Annotated in this window: 22 protein-coding genes; 4 read left to right on the top strand and 18 right to left on the bottom strand. The window is 66.9% G+C overall.

The window, feature by feature from the left end:
* The gene (locus FR943_RS07410; RefSeq protein ID WP_308170490.1) at positions 1-1,656 is read left to right on the top strand and encodes an ABC transporter; all 1,656 of its coding nucleotides are present in this window, start codon (positions 1-3) and stop codon (positions 1,654-1,656) included.
* Between the two features lie 7 nt (positions 1,657-1,663).
* On the opposite strand, the gene FR943_RS07405 is transcribed toward FR943_RS07410, so the two are convergent.
* The 12 genes from FR943_RS07405 to rpsJ all read right to left on the bottom strand — a co-directional run bounded on the left by FR943_RS07405 (position 1,664) and on the right by rpsJ (position 8,103).
* Entirely contained in the window at positions 1,664-2,578 is a 915-nt protein-coding gene (locus FR943_RS07405) for a DMT family transporter (protein ID WP_217155701.1), read from the bottom strand.
* Between the two features lie 174 nt (positions 2,579-2,752).
* Positions 2,753-3,049, bottom strand: coding sequence for a 30S ribosomal protein S17 (rpsQ, locus tag FR943_RS07400; RefSeq protein WP_217155700.1), 297 nt, complete (start codon positions 3,047-3,049; stop codon positions 2,753-2,755).
* Entirely contained in the window at positions 3,049-3,282 is a 234-nt protein-coding gene (rpmC, locus tag FR943_RS07395; protein WP_217155699.1) for a 50S ribosomal protein L29, read from the bottom strand. Before rpmC ends, rpsQ begins: the two co-directional genes overlap by 1 nt.
* The gene (gene rplP / locus FR943_RS07390) at positions 3,282-3,698 is read right to left on the bottom strand and encodes a 50S ribosomal protein L16 (protein ID WP_070186337.1); all 417 of its coding nucleotides are present in this window, start codon (positions 3,696-3,698) and stop codon (positions 3,282-3,284) included. Before rplP ends, rpmC begins: the two co-directional genes overlap by 1 nt.
* 2 nt (positions 3,699-3,700) lie before the next feature.
* Positions 3,701-4,534 (bottom strand): 30S ribosomal protein S3, encoded by an 834-nt coding sequence (gene rpsC / locus FR943_RS07385; protein ID WP_217155698.1) that lies wholly within the window; start codon positions 4,532-4,534, stop codon positions 3,701-3,703.
* Complete coding sequence (gene rplV / locus FR943_RS07380) at positions 4,534-5,004, bottom strand: 50S ribosomal protein L22 (protein WP_217155697.1); 471 nt, start codon at positions 5,002-5,004, stop codon at positions 4,534-4,536. Before rplV ends, rpsC begins: the two co-directional genes overlap by 1 nt.
* The gene (gene rpsS, locus FR943_RS07375) at positions 5,001-5,282 is read right to left on the bottom strand and encodes a 30S ribosomal protein S19 (protein ID WP_029106857.1); all 282 of its coding nucleotides are present in this window, start codon (positions 5,280-5,282) and stop codon (positions 5,001-5,003) included. Before rpsS ends, rplV begins: the two co-directional genes overlap by 4 nt.
* Positions 5,283-5,303: 21 nt before the next feature.
* Complete coding sequence (rplB, locus tag FR943_RS07370) at positions 5,304-6,140, bottom strand: 50S ribosomal protein L2 (RefSeq protein WP_217155696.1); 837 nt, start codon at positions 6,138-6,140, stop codon at positions 5,304-5,306.
* Between the two features lie 43 nt (positions 6,141-6,183).
* Complete coding sequence (rplW, locus tag FR943_RS07365; protein WP_217155695.1) at positions 6,184-6,486, bottom strand: 50S ribosomal protein L23; 303 nt, start codon at positions 6,484-6,486, stop codon at positions 6,184-6,186.
* Entirely contained in the window at positions 6,486-7,133 is a 648-nt protein-coding gene (gene rplD, locus FR943_RS07360; RefSeq protein WP_217155694.1) for a 50S ribosomal protein L4, read from the bottom strand. The genes rplW and rplD overlap by 1 nt, the downstream gene beginning before the upstream one ends.
* Entirely contained in the window at positions 7,133-7,783 is a 651-nt protein-coding gene (rplC, locus tag FR943_RS07355) for a 50S ribosomal protein L3 (protein ID WP_217155693.1), read from the bottom strand. The genes rplD and rplC overlap by 1 nt, the downstream gene beginning before the upstream one ends.
* A 14-nt stretch (positions 7,784-7,797) precedes the next feature.
* A complete protein-coding gene (gene rpsJ / locus FR943_RS07350; RefSeq protein WP_003883485.1) occupies positions 7,798-8,103 on the bottom strand; it encodes a 30S ribosomal protein S10 in 306 nt (101 codons plus the stop codon).
* Between the two features lie 560 nt (positions 8,104-8,663).
* Here rpsJ and FR943_RS07345 point away from each other — a divergent pair.
* On the top strand, positions 8,664-9,137 hold the full coding sequence (locus FR943_RS07345) for a hotdog fold domain-containing protein (protein WP_217155692.1): 474 nt from the start codon (positions 8,664-8,666) through the stop codon (positions 9,135-9,137).
* 4 nt (positions 9,138-9,141) lie between these two features.
* Here the strand turns inward: FR943_RS07345 and FR943_RS07340 are convergent, their stop codons facing one another.
* Both FR943_RS07340 and FR943_RS07335 read right to left on the bottom strand, forming a co-directional pair.
* Positions 9,142-9,498, bottom strand: a complete 357-nt coding sequence (locus FR943_RS07340; RefSeq protein WP_217155691.1) for a nuclear transport factor 2 family protein — start codon at positions 9,496-9,498, stop codon at positions 9,142-9,144.
* A 5-nt stretch (positions 9,499-9,503) separates the two neighbouring features.
* Positions 9,504-11,117 (bottom strand): carboxylesterase/lipase family protein, encoded by a 1,614-nt coding sequence (locus tag FR943_RS07335; RefSeq protein WP_217155690.1) that lies wholly within the window; start codon positions 11,115-11,117, stop codon positions 9,504-9,506.
* A 103-nt stretch (positions 11,118-11,220) separates the two neighbouring features.
* Here FR943_RS07335 and FR943_RS07330 point away from each other — a divergent pair, with 103 nt between their 5' ends.
* Positions 11,221-12,474 carry a cytochrome P450 gene (locus tag FR943_RS07330; protein WP_217155689.1) on the top strand — a complete coding sequence of 418 codons (1,254 nt, stop codon included), beginning with the start codon at positions 11,221-11,223 and terminating at the stop codon, positions 12,472-12,474.
* On the opposite strand, the gene FR943_RS07325 is transcribed toward FR943_RS07330, so the two are convergent.
* Positions 12,459-13,088, bottom strand: coding sequence for a TetR/AcrR family transcriptional regulator (locus FR943_RS07325; RefSeq protein ID WP_217155688.1), 630 nt, complete (start codon positions 13,086-13,088; stop codon positions 12,459-12,461). The two genes, FR943_RS07330 and FR943_RS07325, sit on opposite strands and share 16 nt — an antisense overlap.
* An 82-nt stretch (positions 13,089-13,170) precedes the next feature.
* Between FR943_RS07325 and FR943_RS07320 the strand changes: the two genes are divergently transcribed.
* Positions 13,171-14,802 (top strand): MFS transporter, encoded by a 1,632-nt coding sequence (locus FR943_RS07320; protein WP_217155687.1) that lies wholly within the window; start codon positions 13,171-13,173, stop codon positions 14,800-14,802.
* On the opposite strand, the gene mftG is transcribed toward FR943_RS07320, so the two are convergent.
* Genes mftG through mftE form a run of 3 tightly spaced genes read right to left on the bottom strand, consistent with a single transcriptional unit; the run spans position 14,732 to position 18,339 of the window.
* Positions 14,732-16,177: a mycofactocin dehydrogenase MftG gene (gene mftG, locus FR943_RS07315; protein WP_217155686.1), complete on the bottom strand. Its 1,446-nt coding sequence runs from the start codon at positions 16,175-16,177 to the stop codon at positions 14,732-14,734. The two genes, FR943_RS07320 and mftG, sit on opposite strands and share 71 nt — an antisense overlap.
* A 9-nt stretch (positions 16,178-16,186) precedes the next feature.
* Positions 16,187-17,599 (bottom strand): mycofactocin biosynthesis glycosyltransferase MftF, encoded by a 1,413-nt coding sequence (gene mftF, locus FR943_RS07310; RefSeq protein ID WP_217155685.1) that lies wholly within the window; start codon positions 17,597-17,599, stop codon positions 16,187-16,189.
* Positions 17,596-18,339 (bottom strand): mycofactocin biosynthesis peptidyl-dipeptidase MftE, encoded by a 744-nt coding sequence (gene mftE, locus FR943_RS07305; protein ID WP_217155684.1) that lies wholly within the window; start codon positions 18,337-18,339, stop codon positions 17,596-17,598. Before mftE ends, mftF begins: the two co-directional genes overlap by 4 nt.
* Positions 18,340-18,466: the final 127 nt, after the last annotated feature.

The following is an 18,466-nucleotide window of genomic DNA, read 5'->3' as shown; positions in this document are numbered from 1 at the left end:
GTGAAGCAGCTCGCGTTCGTCGCGAGCTTTCTGGTCTACGCTGCGGCCGGCTACTGGCTGCAGGTCAAGCACGGGTTCATCATCGGTGATGCGCTGTCGCGGGTGCAGGCGGCGCAGAGCGTGATCGACAGTCGCCAACCACACCTGGCGGCGATCGGCTTCATCTTCACCCCGCTGACCGCCATGGTCGACATCCCCGGCATATTGCTGCGCGGGGTATGGCCGGACATGGTGACCTATGGATTCGTCGCCTCCCTCGCCTCCGCACTCTTCATGGCCGGCGGTGTCGTTCAGGCACTCTCGATCGGCACCGACCGTGGACTCCCCCGGCCGTACATCCTGGCCATCACGGCGATCTTCGCCCTCAATCCGATGATCGTCTTCTACGGCTCCAACGGCATGAGCGAAGCGCCGTTCATCTTCTTCCTGATGTGGACCGTGCGCCGCCTCATCATGTGGATGGTCGACGACGATGTCCACCACCTCATCTCGGCCGGGTTCATCGCGCTGAGCCTGGCCTATCTCGTGCGCTACGACTCGGTCGGCGCCATCGCCTCCGTCGGTTTCGTCGTGGCCCTCACCACCTATCTGCGCGCTCCGCGCCCGCCGCGTATCAGGCGGGCACTGCTGGACATGATGCTGGTGTCCGGGCCGGGGTTCCTCGCCTTCGTCGGCTGGGCCATCGCAAGTTGGCTGATCACCGGGAACGCGTTCGCCCAGTTCTCCTCGCAGTACGGCAACGCGGCGATCTTCCTGCAGTCGGGCGGCACCGGCCCGGCGTCGTTCGGCACCGGCGTCCAATACGCGATCGTCTGCATGACGCTGCTGGCGCCGACGTTGATCCCGATTCTGCTGTGGGCCGGGGTCATTCGATGGCGTCGGCCGAACTGGGGCGTGCTGGTGGTCCCCCTCGTGGTGTTCGGCGGCGTCCTGGCATTCCAGACCTACAGCTACGCCACCGGGCAGACGTTCGGCTTCCTGCGGTACTACATCGTGGCGATCCCGTTCGCGGCGTGCATGGCGATGCTCGCCGTACCCGACGGCGCGCTCGCCGAACCGAAACGTCGCGGCCGGAATGCGTTGGCCCCGGCCACCGGATCCACCATCAGACCGGCCCGCTACGGATACCTGCCCGTAGCGCTGGCCTTTGCGCTCTGCATGCCGGTCGCGGGCTGGGGTATGAGCCTGCAACGTTATGCGCCCCAGGAGTACTCGTTGGGCGCGGTGCTCGCCCCGGACCCGCACAACACCAGCGACAAGGCCACCTCGCAACGCCGGATCGCTGCCACCTTTTCCACAGAGCGGGAACTGGCCAGATATCTCGACAATCTCGATCTGCCCGAGGGGTCGGTGATCACCGACACCGTATATGGGTTCGCGGTCGTCGTCGCATCCCGCGACCCCAAGACATTCATCGTGCCCTCCGACAACGACTTCGTGAAGGTGCTCAACGATCCGGCGGCGTTCGGGGTGAAATACCTGCTGTCCGTGCCCAACACCGGACGCGGTGTATCCGACGCCGTCAACCTGCGCTATCCGACGCTCTACGAAACCGGCGGCGATGTCGCCACACTGGAACTCGAGATCCCGAACGACGGTGACGGTCAACCCGATTGGCGGCTCTACCGGGTCAACGAGCCGGCATCCGAAGCCTGAGTGCCGGTCAGTCGCGTTGTCCCGCTGACATTCCGGCCTGCTCGGCGAGCAGCTGTCGCGTCGTGGGTGCGGTGGCGATGCCTATGATGCCCGCAGCGATCAACGCACCCGACAGCACCACCGCGGTCAGTAATCCGGCATCACGGGGGAACGTCTCGAAAGCGACAAGCGCGAATGTCAAGCTCGCCACAGGGTTGGTCACACTCATCGCGGCAACGGCGGGCGGCAGGCTGCCGGAGGCGAATGCCAACTGCCCCAGTGCAACACCGCCCAGCACCGAGACCGGTACCGCATACAGCGGCCAGTCCCCTAGCGCAGCAGTGATCCCGCCGGCGGAGTAGTCACGCAGCGCCAACTTCATGAATCCCGCGCTCATCGCCTGGAACAGGCCGGTTCCGACACCGAGCAACATGCTTCCCAGCCACGCCGTGGACATCCGGCTGATGACCACCAACGCCAGGATCAACACAATGACAACGATCATGGTGAGCACGATGCGCTGCCGGTTCGGCTGGCCCTGCAAGACGATGCGGCCTTCGGTGGCCAACAACCACGCCAGCCCGGCACACACCGCGATTGCCGACACGCTGTCACGCACCGGCGGCCATGCGCGTTGGCGAACCGAGCCCATCCCCACCACGAACAGCAGCTGAGTGGCGATCAACGGCTGCACAGTCGCAACGGACCCCTTCGCCAGGGCCGCAGCCTGCAGGATGAACGCACCGATGTTCGCGAAGACACCCGTCCGCCACGTCCCGTTCGTCGGGAGACTCAACAACAACCGCTTGGCACCTGTCGCCGGCAACGGTGCCCCAGCGCCGGCCAGGACCTCATGCGCGCCACGTCGCTGAAGATCGGCCGCAAGCGCGAAGAGAAACGCCGCGGCAAGGGCGAGAACAATCATGACGATCAGCTGAGACATCCCGACCAGATTATGGGTATCTGCGGCTCACCTTGGTGGTTATCGGCCAGTCGTTCCCGTCAGCAGTCCCCCACACGCGGGAGGGACCCCAACAAAAGTGCCCCAAATCCGAAGATTTGGGGCACTTTTCTGTCTGCTCGCGCAGGAGAAGGGAAGGAGAAGGACGAGCCTTCGCTACTTCGCTTTTTCCAAAACCTCGACCAGCCGCCACCGCTTGGTGGCCGACGTCGGCCGGGTCTCCATCAGCGAGACGCGGTCGCCGATACCGGCGTCGCCGTTCTCGTCGTGCGCCTTGACCTTCTTGGTGGTCCGGATGATCTTGCCGTAGAGCGGGTGGCTCTTACGATCTTCCAGCTCGACCACGATGGTCTTCTGCATCTTGTCGCTCACCACATAGCCGATGGCGGTCTTGCGACGACCACGGGTTTCGTCCTTGGCCGGGGTGTGCCTGGGGCCCTTAGTTTCTGCCATTAGCTTTCCTCACCAACGGGCCCGGAAGCCAGACCCAACTCACGTTCACGCAGCACGGTGTAGACCCGTGCGATCTCCTGGCGCACAACGCGCAGCCGACGGTTGTTGGCCAGCTGACCGGTCGCCATCTGGAAGCGCAGGTTGAACAGCTCTTCCTTGGACTCGCGCAGCTTGTCCTTCAACTCGGTGTCGGACAGTTCGCGCAGTTCACCAGGCGTAGTTCCCACTGCCATCAGAACTGCTCCTCTCGAGTCACGATGCGTGCCTTGATCGGCAGCTTGTGGATCGCGCGGGTCAGCGCGTCCCGGGCGGTCTTCTCGTCCGGGTAGCTGAGCTCGAAGAGCACGCGACCGGGCTTGACGTTGGCGACCCACCATTCCGGCGAACCCTTACCGGAACCCATGCGGGTCTCGGCGGGCTTCTTGGTCAGCGGACGGTCCGGGAAGATGTTGATCCACACCTTGCCGCCACGCTTGATGTGCCGGTTGATGGCGATACGAGCGGACTCGATCTGCCGGTTGGTGATGTAGGCGTGCTCCAGTGCCTGGATGCCGTAGTCGCCGAAGCTCACCGACGTGCCGCCGCTGGCGATGCCACGCTGCCGTGGGTGATGCTGCTTGCGGTGCTTGACCTTGCGGGGAATCAGCATGATTAGCTCTCCGTGCTCTCAGCTGCGGGTGCGCTGGCAGCCGCGGCCTCGGTGGGGGCCGATGCATCGTCTCCGGTGGCAGCCCGTCCCGCCTCGGTGCTCGTCGCCGTGGTGCCCGAGGAACCGCTGCGACGCGGCCGGGTGCCCGACGGACGCTCACGACGCGGCCGGTCACTGGCCGGCGCGGCGGCGGTCAGCTCACGCTTGCCACCGACGATGTCGCCCTTGTAGATCCACACCTTCACGCCGATCCGGCCGAAGGTGGTCTTGGCCTCGTAGAGGCCGTAGTCGATGTCCGCGCGCAGCGTGTGCAGCGGAACCCGACCCTCGCGGTAGAACTCCGAGCGGCTCATCTCAGCACCACCGAGGCGGCCCGAGCACTGCACCCGGATGCCCTTGACGTTGGGCTGACGCATGGCCGACTGGATCGCCTTACGCATCGCACGACGGAACGCCACACGGTTGCTCAGCTGCTCGGCCACACCCTGGGCGACGAGCTGAGCCTGCGACTCAGGGTTCTTCACCTCGAGGATGTTGAGCTGAACCTGCTTGCCGGTCAGCTTCTCCAGGTCGGCGCGGATGCGGTCGGCCTCGGTGCCGCGGCGGCCGATGACGATGCCGGGACGCGCGGTGTGGATGTCAACGCGGACCCGGTCCCGGGTGCGCTCGATCTCCACGTCGGCGATGCCGGCCCGCTCCAGACCGGTGGCCAGCAGCCGCCGGATGGCGACGTCTTCCTTCACGTAGTCCTTGTACTGCTTGTCGGCGTACCAGCGGGACTTCCACTCGGTGGTGATACCGAGCCGGAAACCGTGGGGATTGATCTTCTGGCCCACTACTCCGAGCCTCCCTTCGTCTCGGCCGTGCCCTTCGTGGCTGCAGCCTTGCTGCCCTGCGCACGACGGCTACGCGAGGATGATGCGGAACCCTTCTCGCTGCCCTTCCGCGGCGGACGGCTCTCTACGATCACCGTGATGTGGCTGGTGCGCTTGCGGATCCGGAACGCACGCCCCTGGGCACGCGGACGGATGCGCTTGGCGGTCGGGCCCTCGTCGGCGGTGATGGTCGCAACCACCAGCGTCGTCGGGTCCAGGCCGTCGTTGTTCTGCGCGTTGGCAGCAGCGCTGGCGATCACCTTGGCGACCGGCTCGCTGGCAGCCTGCGGCGCCCACCGCAAGATGTCGAGGGCTTCCTCGACGCTCTTGCCGCGGACCAGGTCGATGACGCGGCGGGCCTTGCTGGCCGAGACACGCACGAAGCGTGCCTTCGCCTGGGCTGAGGGGTATTCGGTAACTGTGGTACTCATCGCCGCTTGCTCTTCCGGTCGTCCTTGATGTGACCCTTGAAGGTGCGCGTCGGGGCGAACTCGCCGAGCTTGTGCCCAACCATCGCCTCGGTGACGAACACCGGGACATGCTTGCGGCCGTCATGCACCGCGAAGGTGTGCCCGATGAAGTCGGGGAGGATGGTCGACCGACGCGACCAGGTCTTGATGACCTGCTTGCTGTTCTTCTCGTTCTGGACGTCGACCTTCTTGAGCAGATGGTCGTCGACGAACGGACCCTTTTTGAGACTACGAGGCATCGCTGCTACTCCTTCCGCGGCCTAGCGCTTCTTGCCGGTGCGCCGGCGACGGACGATGAGCTTGTCGCTCGGCTTGTTGGGCTTGCGGGTGCGGCCCTCGGGCTTGCCCCACGGGCTGACCGGGTGACGGCCACCGGAGGTCTTGCCTTCACCACCACCATGCGGGTGGTCAACCGGGTTCATCACGACACCTCGGACGGTCGGGCGCTTGCCCTTCCACCGCATCCGGCCGGCCTTGCCCCAGTTGATGTTGGCCTGCTCGGCGTTGCCCACCTCGCCGACAGTGGCGCGGCAGCGCACGTCGACGCGGCGGATCTCACCGGAAGGCATACGCAGCGAGGCGTAGCTGCCTTCCTTACCCAGCAGCTGGATGCTCACGCCGGCCGAGCGGGCCAGCTTGGCACCGCCACCGGGCCGCAGCTCCACCGCGTGGATCACGGTGCCGGCGGGGATGTTGCGCAGCGGCAGGTTGTTGCCGGGCTTGATGTCGGCGTTCGGCCCCTGCTCGATGACGTCGCCCTGCTTCAGCCCCTGCGGCGCGATGATGTAGCGCTTCTCGCCGTCCAGGTAGTGCAGCAGCGCGATGTTCGCGGTGCGGTTGGGGTCGTACTCGATGTGCGCGACCTTCGCGTTGACGCCGTCCTTGTCGTGGCGACGGAAGTCGATGACGCGGTAGGCGCGCTTGTGGCCGCCGCCCTTGTGCCGGGTGGTGATACGGCCGTGCGCGTTACGCCCACCGGTGCCGTGCAGCGGACGGATGAGCGACTTCTCCGGAGTCGAGCGAGTGATCTCGGCGAAATCGGAGACGCTCGAACCGCGACGACCCGGGGTCGTCGGCTTGTACTTGCGAATTCCCATATCAGTTAAATCTCTCTTAAATCCTGGATAGGATCCCGGCGGGTTACGCCGGGGCTCCGAACAGATCGATCGGCTTGCTGCCGGCGGCCAGGGTGACGATGGCGCGCTTGGTGTCCTTGCGCTTGCCGAAGCCCGAACGGGTGCGCTTGCGCTTGCCCTGCCGGTTGGCGGTGTTCACCGAGCTCACCTTGACGTCGAAGATCTTCTCGATGGCGATCTTGATCTGCGTCTTGTTGGAGTCCGGGTGCACGACGAACGTGTACACGTTGTCCTCGATCAGCCCGTACGACTTCTCCGAGATGACCGGGGCCAGGATGATGTCGCGGGGGTCGGTAATCGTTGCCATCAGACCGACGCTCCTTCTTTGGTATTCGCGCTGATGTAGGCGTTCAAGGCCTCCACCGAGAACACCACGTCGTCAGCGTTGAGCACGTCGTAGGTGTTCAGCTGATCCGGTGAGATCACGTGCACGCCAGGCAGGTTGCGAACGCTGCGGGCACCGACCTCGTCAGTGCGGCCGATGACGACGAGGATCTTCTTGTTCTCCGTCAGGCTGCCCAGGAACGTCTTGGCGCTCTTGGTCGACGGGGTCTGACCCTCGACGAGCTCGGTGATCGCGTGGATGCGCTCGTTGCGGGCCCGGTCGGAGAGCGCTCCGCGCAGGGCGGCGGCGATCATCTTCTTCGGGGTCCGCTGGCTGTAGTCGCGCGGCTGCGGGCCGTGGACGACGCCGCCACCGGTGAACTGCGGCGCGCGGGTCGAACCCTGGCGGGCGCGGCCGGTGCCCTTCTGGCGGTACGGCTTCTTGCCACCACCGGACACCATGGCCCGCGTCTTGGTGGCATGCGTGCCCTGGCGCTTGGCGGCCAACTGCGCGTTGACGACCTGGTGCATCAGAGCGATGTTGGGCTCGACGTCGAAGAGGGCAGCCGGCAATTCAACGGAGCCGTCCTTCTTGCCTGCCGGCGTCTTCACATCAATATTGAGAGTCATTACTTCTCGCCTCGCTTGATTGCGCTGCGGACAACCACCAGACCACCGTTGCGTCCGGGGATGGCGCCCTTGATCAACAGCACGCCGTTCTCGGCATCGACCTTGTGAACCTTGAGGTTCTGCGTGGTCACCCGGTCGTGGCCCATGCGGCCCGACATCCGGGTGCCCTTGAACACGCGGCCCGGGGTGGCGCAGCCACCGATGGAGCCGGGACGACGGTGCACCGCCTGGGCACCGTGCGCGGCGCCCTGGCCGGCGAAGCCGTGCCGCTTCATGGTGCCGGCGAAGCCCTTGCCCTTGCTGGTGCCGGTCACGTCGACGTAAGCGCCGTCGGCGAAGATCTCGGCGGTCAGCTCCTGGCCCACCTCGTACTCGGCGGCAGCAGCCTCATCGACCCGCAGCTCGGCCAGGTGGCGGCGCGGGTTCACACCCGCGGCGGCGTACTGGCCGGCGACGGGCTTGTTGACCTTGCGCGGGCTGATCTCGCCATAGGCGAGCTGCACGGCGCTGTAGCCGTCGCGCTCGGTGGTACGGATACGGGTCACCACGTTGGGGCCGGCCTTCACGACCGTCACCGGGACGACTTTGTTGTTCTCGTCGAACACCTGCGTCATGCCCAGCTTGGTGCCCAAAATGCCTTTTCGAGCCATTTTTCTCGGGTCTCCTACTGGATGTTGACGTCGACACTGGCCGGCAGGTCGATGCGCATGAGCGCGTCAACCGTCTTCGGCGTCGGGTCGAGGATGTCGATCAGTCGCTTGTGGGTGCGCATTTCGAAATGCTCCCGCGAGTCCTTGTACTTGTGCGGCGACCGAATCACGCAGTACACGTTCTTCTCGGTCGGCAGCGGCACGGGGCCCACCACACTGGCACCGGTACGGGTGACCGTCTCGACGATCTTGCGCGCCGAGGCATCAATGGCCTCATGGTCGTAGGCCTTGAGCCTGATGCGGATCTTCTGTCCCGCCACGCTTCTCCTACCTCTACTTCGTACATCGGCCGGCCGTATCGAAATCCCGGTGGGAATCCCACCGAAACGTCGTCGGGCCTGGTGCCCGGCGCGGGTGCGCCGAGAATTGCCGCCGCTGTTTACCTGTCTGTGGTCCACCGATCCCCGCGGTCGGGCGTGTCGCCCTCACGCACACTTTCTCGCTGCAGAATCTGTCGCGATATGTGTTGGAACCGGATGCGCCCGCAAGGGCGCCGGTCGTTTGCCCGGCCAGGTGCATACCCGGCGCAAGGCAACCCGAACAGTATGCCTCAGATCCGGGCCTGCTCCAAATCCGCGATCGAGCAGGTCGGGGCCCGTCGACGCGACTGGCCGGCAATGACGATCCACGGCGCGGATTTCCCACCGTTTCCCGACGTCGACGCTACCCGCCAGGCATGGGCCGCTCATGAAGCGCCATGGCGGAAAATCCGGCTCCTGAGCGCCACAGCGCTTCACACGCGAAGCTTCGTCTTGCCCGTGGCTTCCTCAGCTCAGCCACACCCTTCGGTACCGAACTTACTCTTGAGTAAGGTCTGGGCATGACACAGCCCAGCGCCACCTATAAAGCATGGAAGAAGATGTCGGCGTTGCCCGGCGGTTCACGGCTGTTCTCCGCCGCGGCCATGGTCCGGGTGCCGTACTTCGCCTCGGTGCTGCCGCATGTGGTGCGCATGGAGCCCGGGCTGGCCGAGGTGACGGTGCCGAAGTGGTTCTACGTCTACAACCACCTGCACACCGTGCACGCCATCGCATCGTGCAACGCCGCCGAGATGGCGATGGGCATGCTCATGGAGGCCACGGTGCCGACGACGCACCGCTGGATCCCCAAGGCGATGACCGTGCAGTACCTCGCCAAGGCGACCACCTCGCTGCGGGCCACCGCGCAGCTCGCGCCGCCGGACTTCGAGGCCATCACCGAGGGCACCGACATCGTGGTCCCGGTCAGCATCACCGATCGTCACGGCGAAGAGGTGGTGCACGCCGACATCACCACGTGGGTGACGCCGGCCTGAGCCGCTACTGGTCCAGATAGGTGCCGTGCCCCTCGCGCACCAGTGCACCGTCGAACAGCAGCACCTCGTTGACCAGGCCGCCGAGTTGATTGCGGTAGTGGATCACCAGCGCCGATTCACCGCGGTAGACGTCGACCACCTCGAAATGCAGGTCGGGATACGCGGCCAACGCCGTCGTCCAGTAGTGACGCAAGGCGTCCTTGCCCCGCACCACGGCCCCACTCTCGGGAAGTACCCGCGCCGCGATCGGTGAACTGAACACCACGTCGTCATGAAAATGCGCCAGCACCGCATCCACGTCGTGCGCGTTCCATGCCCGGACCCACTCTTGGGCGAACGCCTGCGGGTCCGGTGTGGCCATCGAATTCACTTCTCCTTCAACGCCGCCCAGAATGCGCATTGGTGTTCGAGGGCGAAGCCATTGTTCACCCGGCTGCCGCCGGGCTGCAACGACATTCTCGACGGCGGGCCGGCCGCATCGAACCCGGGCCAATCCGGCAGGCCGTCGACCGCGGGCCGGCCGTCGCGCACGAACGCGCTCCAGTAGTCGAGCATCTCGTCGGAGAGCCGCTGCTGCACAGCGTTCAGCGGGGGCGCCCCACCAACGTCGAACAGATAGCGAAGCTCCAGCGAGTGGCTGGCGCCGACGGGGAACGGCAGGGTCCGCATCACCTCCGGCGCCGGGGCCTCGCGGTCGTTGAACTCGTAGGCGTAGACCGGGGCTTTCTCGGCCAGCTCGGCCGCCATCCGGTCTGCCACGCAGGCGAATTCGCCGTCGGTGACCGCTGCCGAATAGGCCTGCGCCACCCCGCCGTACCGGCCGACCGGGTAGTGCAGACCGACGGCCGCCGCACCGGGACCAAATGTTTCGGCCAGTAGCCGCGGATAATCCGCCTGGGTGAACCGCTGACCTTCGCGCAGGTACCGCAGCGCCACGAAGAGGGTGAACTCGTCACGGTTGGTGCCGATCAACACCGGGACCGATTGAGCCTGCCCGGACCCGAACGCCGCCAACGGCGCCCGGGGCACCAGGGCCGATCCAGTGACCGGTCCGGTGAGCTCGTCGCTGCCGATGTTGAAGTACCACACGGGTTCTCGCAGCTCCTCGACCGGTAAGCCGCGCAGGCAGGCGGCCGCGGCCGCAGGGACCGGACACCCGACCGCCGCGGCGTAGTCCAGCGACCTGCGGCTCGCGGAAGCCAGGTCGGCCTGCGCCTGGCACGGCGCGCTCATCAGGATCGCCGCCCGGAACAATCCCGCCGATTCGGGTGCCACCAGGTGATCACACACCGACATGCCGCCGGCGGATTCGCCTGCCACCGTGACCTTTTCCGGGTCTCCACCGAAATCGGCGATGTTGTCCCGGACCCACCGCAAAGCTGCCTGCTGATCGGCCAACCCATAGTTGCCGACGTCGCCGTCGGCGCCCAGTGCCGGATGGGCCAGGAAGCCCAATGTGCCCAGCCGGTAGTTGATCGTGACCACCACGATGCCGCCGCGCGCCGCCAGCTGTCCGGCGTCGTAGATGTCGCCGCTGCCACCGACGAATGCCCCGCCGTGGATCCACACCATCACGGGTCGCAACTCGTCCGAGACCGGCGGCGTCCAGACGTTCAGTGTCAGGCAGTCCTCGGCCGCGTTACGCCCCTGCTCCGGGTCCACGGCGGGGTCCTGGATGCAGCGGGGGCCCGGCCGGGTGGCGTCACGCTGCCCGGCCCAACCCTGCGCGGGGGCCGGGGGCGCGAACCGCAGCGGCCCCACCGGCGCAGCGGCATAGGGGATTCCGGCGAACACCCGCCGGTCGGATGTCACTGTGCCACGCAGGGTTCCGGCCGCCAGCTGCACCAGCGCCGGGTCGGCCCCCTGGACGCGGGTCGGCGGCCGACTCGGCGTCGTCCCCTGACCGCCACCCTGGACACAGCCCGCCACCAGCATCACCAGCATCGTCAGCAAAGCGACACCGAGACGTCCCGACCGCATGGCTGCGAGCGTACGGGTCCGGTCGGCAGAATCGACCCCCTTACGTGGTGCCGATCACATATGGTGGTAATTGACACCCGTCAAGTAGCAGTGAGGAGTCCGCATGAGCGCGCCGACGATGGATGACGCCGCGAAAGTTCTGGCCGACCCGACGGCGTATGCCGACGACGCGCGCCTGCACTCCGCGCTGACCCACCTGCGTGCCCACAACCCGGTGGCCTGGGTGGACAACCGGCCCTACCGCCCGTTCTGGGCAATCACCAAGCACGCCGACATCATGGCCGTCGAGCGCGACAACGAACTGTTCATCAGCGAGCCCCGGCCCCTGCTGGCCACCGCGGCCGCCGACGACCTGGCCAAGCAGCAACTCGAAGCCGGCATGGGCCTGCGCACCCTCATCCACATGGACGACCCGCACCATCGCAAGGTCCGGGCGATCGGCGCAGATTGGTTCCGCCCCAAGGCGATGCGCGCCCTGAAGGTGCGAGTGGACGAACTGGCCAAGCGCTACGTCGACAAGATGCGTGACATCGGACCCGAATGCGATTTCGTCACCGCGATCGCCGTCGACTTCCCGCTCTACGTGATCATGTCGCTGCTCGGCCTGCCCGAAGAAGATTTCTCCCGGATGCACATGCTGACGCAGGAGATGTTCGGTGGCGACGACGACGAGTACAAGCGCGAGAGCGGGTCGTTGGAGGACCAGCTCAGCGTCCTGATGGACTTCTTCGCCTATTTCTCGACACTGACCGCGTCACGCCGGGCCAACCCGACCGAGGATCTGGCCTCGGCCATTGCCAACGGCACCATCGACGGGCAACCGCTGTCCGACGTCGACACCGCGTCGTATTACGTCATCGTCGCCAGCGCCGGTCACGACACCACCAAGGACGCGATCTCCGGCGGTCTGCACGCCCTCATCGAAAATCCGGACCAGCTGGCCGCACTTCAGGCCCAACCCGACCTGATGGGCACCGCGGTCGAGGAGATGATCCGGTGGTCCACACCGGTGAAGGAGTTCATGCGCACCGCCACCGCCGACACCACCGTGCGCGGTACGCCGATCGCCAAGGGCGAATCCGTCTACCTGGCTTACGTTTCCGGCAATCGCGACGAAGAGGTCTTCGACCAGCCGCACCGTTTCGACATCACGCGAGACCCCAACAAACACCTCGCATTCGGATACGGCGTGCACTTCTGCCTGGGCGCGGCCCTGGCCCGGATGGAGATGAACAGCCTGTTCACCGAGTTATTGAGCCGGCTGGAGTCCATCGAATTGGCCGGTACGCCACAGCTTTCCGCGACCACGTTCGTCGGCGGGCTCAAACACCTGCCGATCCGCTACTCGCTGCGCTGAGCGGTTTCGGTACGGCGGTGGGTGGCCAGGAAGCCATCCACCGCGGCCCGCACGCAGGCGCTGTAGTCGAATTCCGACAGCGTGCTGAGCTTGCCGAGGACGATCGGGCCCAGCAGCAGCGCCGCAGCCTGGGTACGATCCACCTCGCCGAGTTCGGCGATCGCATCCGGGTGGGCGAAGATCGCCTCGAACGGCGCCGCGTACTGTTCGGCCACCCGTTCGCGCAGTGTCCGCACCTCCGGGCTGTCGTCGGTGCGCCAGGGCAGCTTCTCCATGTCGCCCCCCAGCGCCAGCCATGACATCGCGGTCACACTGATCGGCGCCTCGGCGATCGAATCGGCCTGCGCCTGAACCAGGGCGACCAACCGGTCGCGCAGCGTACCCTCGTCCGGCGGCGTCGGCGCCGCCGGGATAAGTGTCCGAAATGCCGCGGCCAGCAAGTCATTTCCACTGGGGAAATGCCGGTACAGCGTCGCCCTGGCCACGTTGGCGGCCTTGGTGACCGCGTCCACCGTCACCGCGCTGGGTCCGCCCGACCGCAACAACGACGTCGCCGCCTCGAGTAGCCGGGCCCGGGATCGAGCCGGCCGCGGGTCACCGCTCTGCGCAGTCATGCACCAACACCTCCAAAAAAGACTTACCGTCTCGCTACGAGACTGTTAGTCTCAAAACTTCATCGACGAAAAGGCGCCCAGCATGTCCGACACGCTCGTCGAGTTCCGTCAGGATATCGACTCCGGCCTGGCCCAACTGTCGATCCGGCGCCGGTACTGGTTGCTCGCGGTGGCCTGCATGGACGTCTCGATCGTGATCGCCTCCATGGTGGCGCTCAACGCCGCGCTCCCCGACATCGCCCGGCAGACCACGGCCACCCAGGCCCAACTCACCTGGGTGATCGACGGATACACCCTGGTGCTCGCCTGCCTGCTGCTGCCGGCCGGCGCGATCGGCGACCGCTACGGCCGCCGCGGCGCCCTGCTGACCGGCCTGGCGGTCTTCGTGCTGGCCTCAGCCGCGCCCCTGATGTTCGACGACCCACCACAGCTGATCGCGGCCCGCGCCGTGGCCGGGGCCGGCGCGGCCTTCATCATGCCGGCCACCCTCTCCCTACTCACGGCGGCCTTTCCAAAATCCGAACGCAACAAGGCGATTGGGGTCTGGGCCGGTGTCGTCGGTTCGGGCGCCGTCTTCGGCTTCCTGATCACCGGCGGGTTGCTGCACTTCTGGGCATGGCAGTCCATCTTCGCGGCGTTCGCCCTCGCCGGAGCCGGGTTGTTCGTACTGACCTGCACCGTGCCCTCCTCGCGCGACGACGACGCCGCGCCGCTGGACTGGATCGGGGCGATCCTGATCGGGGTCGCGGTCGCGGTCTTCGTGCTCGGCGTGGTGGAGGCCCCGGTACGGGGCTGGACCGATCCGTTGGTGTGGGGCTGCATGAGCACCGGCATCGCCCTGGCGGCCGCCTTCACCGTCGTCGAACTCAAGCGCCGCCACCCGCTCCTGGACGTCCGGCTGTTCCGAAAACCCGACTTCGCCACCGGCGCCGTGGGCGTGACATTCTTGTTCTTCGCGAACTTCGGCTACTTCTTCGTCAGCATGCAGTACATCCAGCTGGTGATGGGATACAGCCCGATCCAGACCGCAATAGCGCTGTGTCCATTGATGATTCCGGTGCTCGCGCTCGGCGCCACCACCCACCTGTATCTCCCGCGGCTGGGACTTCGGGTGTGCGTGTCGCTGGGCCTGCTGGTGATCGCGGCCGGCCTGATGTGCATGCGGCTGCTGCAACTGGACTCCACCTACCTGGACTACACCTGGCCGCTGGTCATCATCAGCATCGGTATCGGCCTGTGCACCGCACCGACCACATCGGCCATCATGAGCGCAGTTCCCGACGAGAAGCAGGGCGTGGCCTCCGCCGTCAACGACACCACCCGGGAGGTCGGCGCGGCCCTGGGCATCGCGGTGGCCGGCTCCATCCTGGCCGCCAACTACCAGAACCACCTGGGGCCCAAGCTGTCCGGGCTCCCCGCCGAGGTGCGAGAGCCGCTGCTGAGTTCGTTGGCCGAAGCGCTCGCCGTGGTCGGGCAGCTCGGCCCGGAAGGTACGGCTGTCGGACAGTTGGCCAAGCAGGCATTCCTGGATGCCACGAACTCGGCCCTGCTCGTGATGGCGGCCGTGCTCGCCGTGGCCGCACTGTTTGTCGGCGTCTGGGCGCCGGGCCGCGACGGTGCGCAACTCCGGGTGGTCCGACGGCTCAGGTCGCAAGAAACTCCGCAGCCCGATGACCGATCATGGCAATGGTCGCGTGCGGGCCGCGGCTGGTGATGGCGGGCATGATCGACCCGTCGACGACCCACAGCCCCTCGACCCCGAGCACCCGGCACGTCGGGTCCACCACGGCATCGGGCCCGGTTCCCATCGGCGCGGTGCCGGCCAAATGTTGCGACGTCGACCACGACGCTTCACCGACTTCCGCCGTGCGGCTGACCAATTCGCGAGCCAGCTCGGCACCGCGGCGCAGCGCCTCGACATCCTCGGCCACGGTGTCGTAACGGTGCTCGATGACCGGCGCCACCGCCGGATCGGCGGAGACCAACCGGACCCGCCCCCGCGAATGTGGACGCATCAGTGCCACGCCGAGATGCGGGAGCTCAGCTGGATCATGCCCGGGGCCGTGCACCATCGCCGAGAAGCCCACGGTGTACGGGCGTACCTCGATACCGTCGGCGGTGGTGAGCACAGCCTCCAACGGCGGCAGGCCGTGCGTCGGCGTCCAGGAGACCGGCAGTACCCATTCCGGATGGTCCACGGTGTGCATACCGACGGGCAGGGGCGCCACCACCTCGATCCCGAGTGCCGCGAGCTCGGCCGGCGGACCGACACCCGACAACATCAGCAGGTGTGCAGACCCAATCGCACCGGCGCACAGAATAATTCGGTCGGCAAGCACCAGCTCGCCATCGTCGAGCTCCACACCGGCCGCCCGCCCGTCGGCGATCATCACCCGGCGGACCGCGGTGTCGGTCAGCACGGCCAGATTCGGGCGATGCACGGCAGGTTGCAGGTACGCCCCGCCGGGGCCGACCCGGGTGCCGCCGTTGATGTTCAGCGGCACCGCGCCCACGCCGGCCGGCAACGCCGCCCCGGTATCCGATCCGTTGAGATCATCGATCCAGGTGAATCCGGAATCTCTCGCCGCATCGACGAATGACGCTGTGCAACCATCGAATTCACGTACCCGACGAACCTTGATCGGACCGTCAGATCCGTGCAGGGCGGTATCGAAGTCCAGGTCGGACTCGATCGCCCGAAAGTGCGGCAGCACGTCGTCCCACCCCCAGCCGGCGACCGCCCAACCGTCGAAGTCCGTCGGTAAGCCGCGGCAGAAGTAACCGCCGTTGACCGCGCCCGAACCCCCCACCACCGAACCGCGGACGATCTCGGTGTGCCGCCGCGGCTGCTCGGTCAGCGTCGACGGGTAATGACGCACCACCGAACTTGCCGCACCGATCGGCAGCCGCAGGCCATCGGTGATCTGCGCCGCCACTCGGGGATCAGACGGTGCCGGGCCCGCCTCCACGACGGTCACCTGGCAGCCGGGATCGGCGGAAAGCCGTTCTGCCAAAACCGATCCAGCGCTGCCGGCACCGACGATCAAGACGTCCGTCCACTCGGGCGGCCGATAGGTTGGCCAGGTCACGTCGCCGCTTCAGCTCCGCAGCTGCGGCTTGAGCGCACCCAACTGGCGTTCCCGCACCACGCCGGTCCACAGCCCCAGCCCGTAGGCCATGTCGTCGAGTCGCTTGAGCAGCAAGTGGGCCAGCAGGCCGACCGGTTTGGTGTCGTCGTCGGCGTTGCCTCGCCGGGTGGCCCAATCCACCACCCCGTCGAGCACCGCGGCCACCAGCACCGCATGCCTGGCCCGGCGGAACAGCAGCGCGGCGATCAGGGCGACCGGCCAGTAGTGCCGACAGATGGCCGAGCACAGCTGCAGCGCCGCCGACCACAGCCCGCGCGCGGTCACCGCGGCGACCTCGGTGGGCTCGGTGTCGACGGCGCTCAGCGACCGGGCGATGCGGCGGCCGGTGAAGATGGCGATCACCACCGAGCCCAGATATCCCACGCTCGAGCCCATGGCCAGCAGCAGCCACACCATCAGCGTCCAGCCCGAGATCACCACCGGTGCGGTCTTGCCCGGGTGCCTGGTGCTCAACGGTGCGGCCGAGCTGCCGTAGAAAGCCTTGCGGTTGAACCACTCTCGCAGATCTGTCCGGTGATCGTGAGCCACCAGCGCGATCGGCTCGTAGCGCAGCCGGGCCCCGGATTCCACCAGCCGCCAGCACAGGTCCACATCCTCGCCTGATCGCATGGTCTCGTCGAAGCCGCCGACCGCGGCCAGCGCCGACCGCCGGCAGATGATCGCCGCACTCGGCACGTAGGACACCGGGCCGTAGGGCACCACCGGCGCCTCACGCACCCCCAGATCCAACGACGACCGCACCGCCTCATACCGGGCCACCACGTTGTCGGCGGTGTGCAGCCCGACGATCCGGGGTGCCACGAGCGCCACAGCCGGATCGCAGAAGTGCCCGAGCAACGCCTCCAGCCAGCCGCGGCGGGGCACCACATCAGAGTCGAGGAACGCCACGAAGTCCGTCTCACAGGCGGCCAGACCGGTGTTGCGGGCCGCCGCCGGACCGTTGCTACGCAGGTGCCGGAGCACCTGCACATCACAGTGCATCCCGGCGAACTCGGATTGCGCCACCGGGACGGCCGACCCGTCGTCAACCACGATCACCCGCAGACCGCGCAACGCCGCGATCAACCGGTGCAGACCGGATACGTTGTCGCGCACCGGAATAATGACCGTCACGTCGCGATGCGAGGGCCCACTCGGCGGGCGGGGATGAGCCACCGTGGCGTCGAGCAAAGTCCGCGCCAATTGCGCGCTCTGCGCATCATGCACTTCCAGACGGCCACCGTTGAGCATCGTCTGCGCCGTCGGCGCCAGCCGCAGCAACCGGGTGGGCGACCCACCCAGCAGGGCCGCGCCGGCCCCGAGCACCTTGACGCGGCGATCCACCTGCACGGCAAAACCGTCGGGCAGCCTCGGTCCGGTCATATCAACAATCCGTTCCGGTCCGGCTGCCACCGCCTCATCCGACCGGCACACCCGTCGACCATTTCAGCAAAGATACGCTCCCCGTCGGCGGCGGTGGCGGTTGTCGGGTCGCCGAGCACCCCGAGTTCGCTGACCGCGGCGACGCCGCCGCTACGCATCGCCGGCATGAGCTCCGCCAGCGGAGCCGTGTTCCCGGGGGACCACGCCGCGGCATCGACATCCTCGGGCGAAATATGTAGCAATACAGATGTTTCGGTATGCCCCGCATGTGCGTCGGCACCGGACGCGAAGCACGGCACCCAGCCAACATCGCGGCCCTCGTCACGCAGCCGGGTCACGGCCGCCGCCAATGCCTGCAGATTCCCCCCGTGACCATTGACGAAGGCCAGCCGCGGGGCCCAACCACACGCGGACCGTCCGTACTCCACCAGCAACAATCGCAGGGCTTCGGTGCCAATCGACACCGTGCCCGGAAAACCTTCGTGCTCGCCGCTGGCGCCGTAACAGACCGGCGGTGCGACCATCCACTCCCCCGGCACCGGAGCATCGAGACGCTCACGCACCGCGTGCGCGACGGCGGTGGCGATCCGGGTGTCGGTGTCCAGGGGCAGGTGCGGACCATGTTGCTCGGTAGAGCCCACCGGGATGATCAACATTGGCGACATGCTGCGTAGCTGTCTCGACGTTGAGTTCCCGAGCCCGCTGGGGAAAGCCACGTGCCGATCGTAGGCCGAATTCACCTACTGTGCGCCAATTGTTGGAGTACGGGCAGCAATTGCTTTGCCCCGAATTTCCCCACACCCGCCGTGAGCATCACGTACGCCTCTTCTGCCACCCCAGTCACGGCACACCGCGACGCGCACGGGT

Origin of the sequence: [Mycobacterium] fortunisiensis, assembly GCF_019050325.1 — a bacterium.
Taxonomy (GTDB): Bacteria; Actinomycetota; Actinomycetes; order Mycobacteriales; family Mycobacteriaceae; genus Mycobacterium; species Mycobacterium fortunisiensis.
Note: the sequence above shows the minus strand (reverse complement) of the source record. Positions and strands in the feature narration are given on the sequence as shown.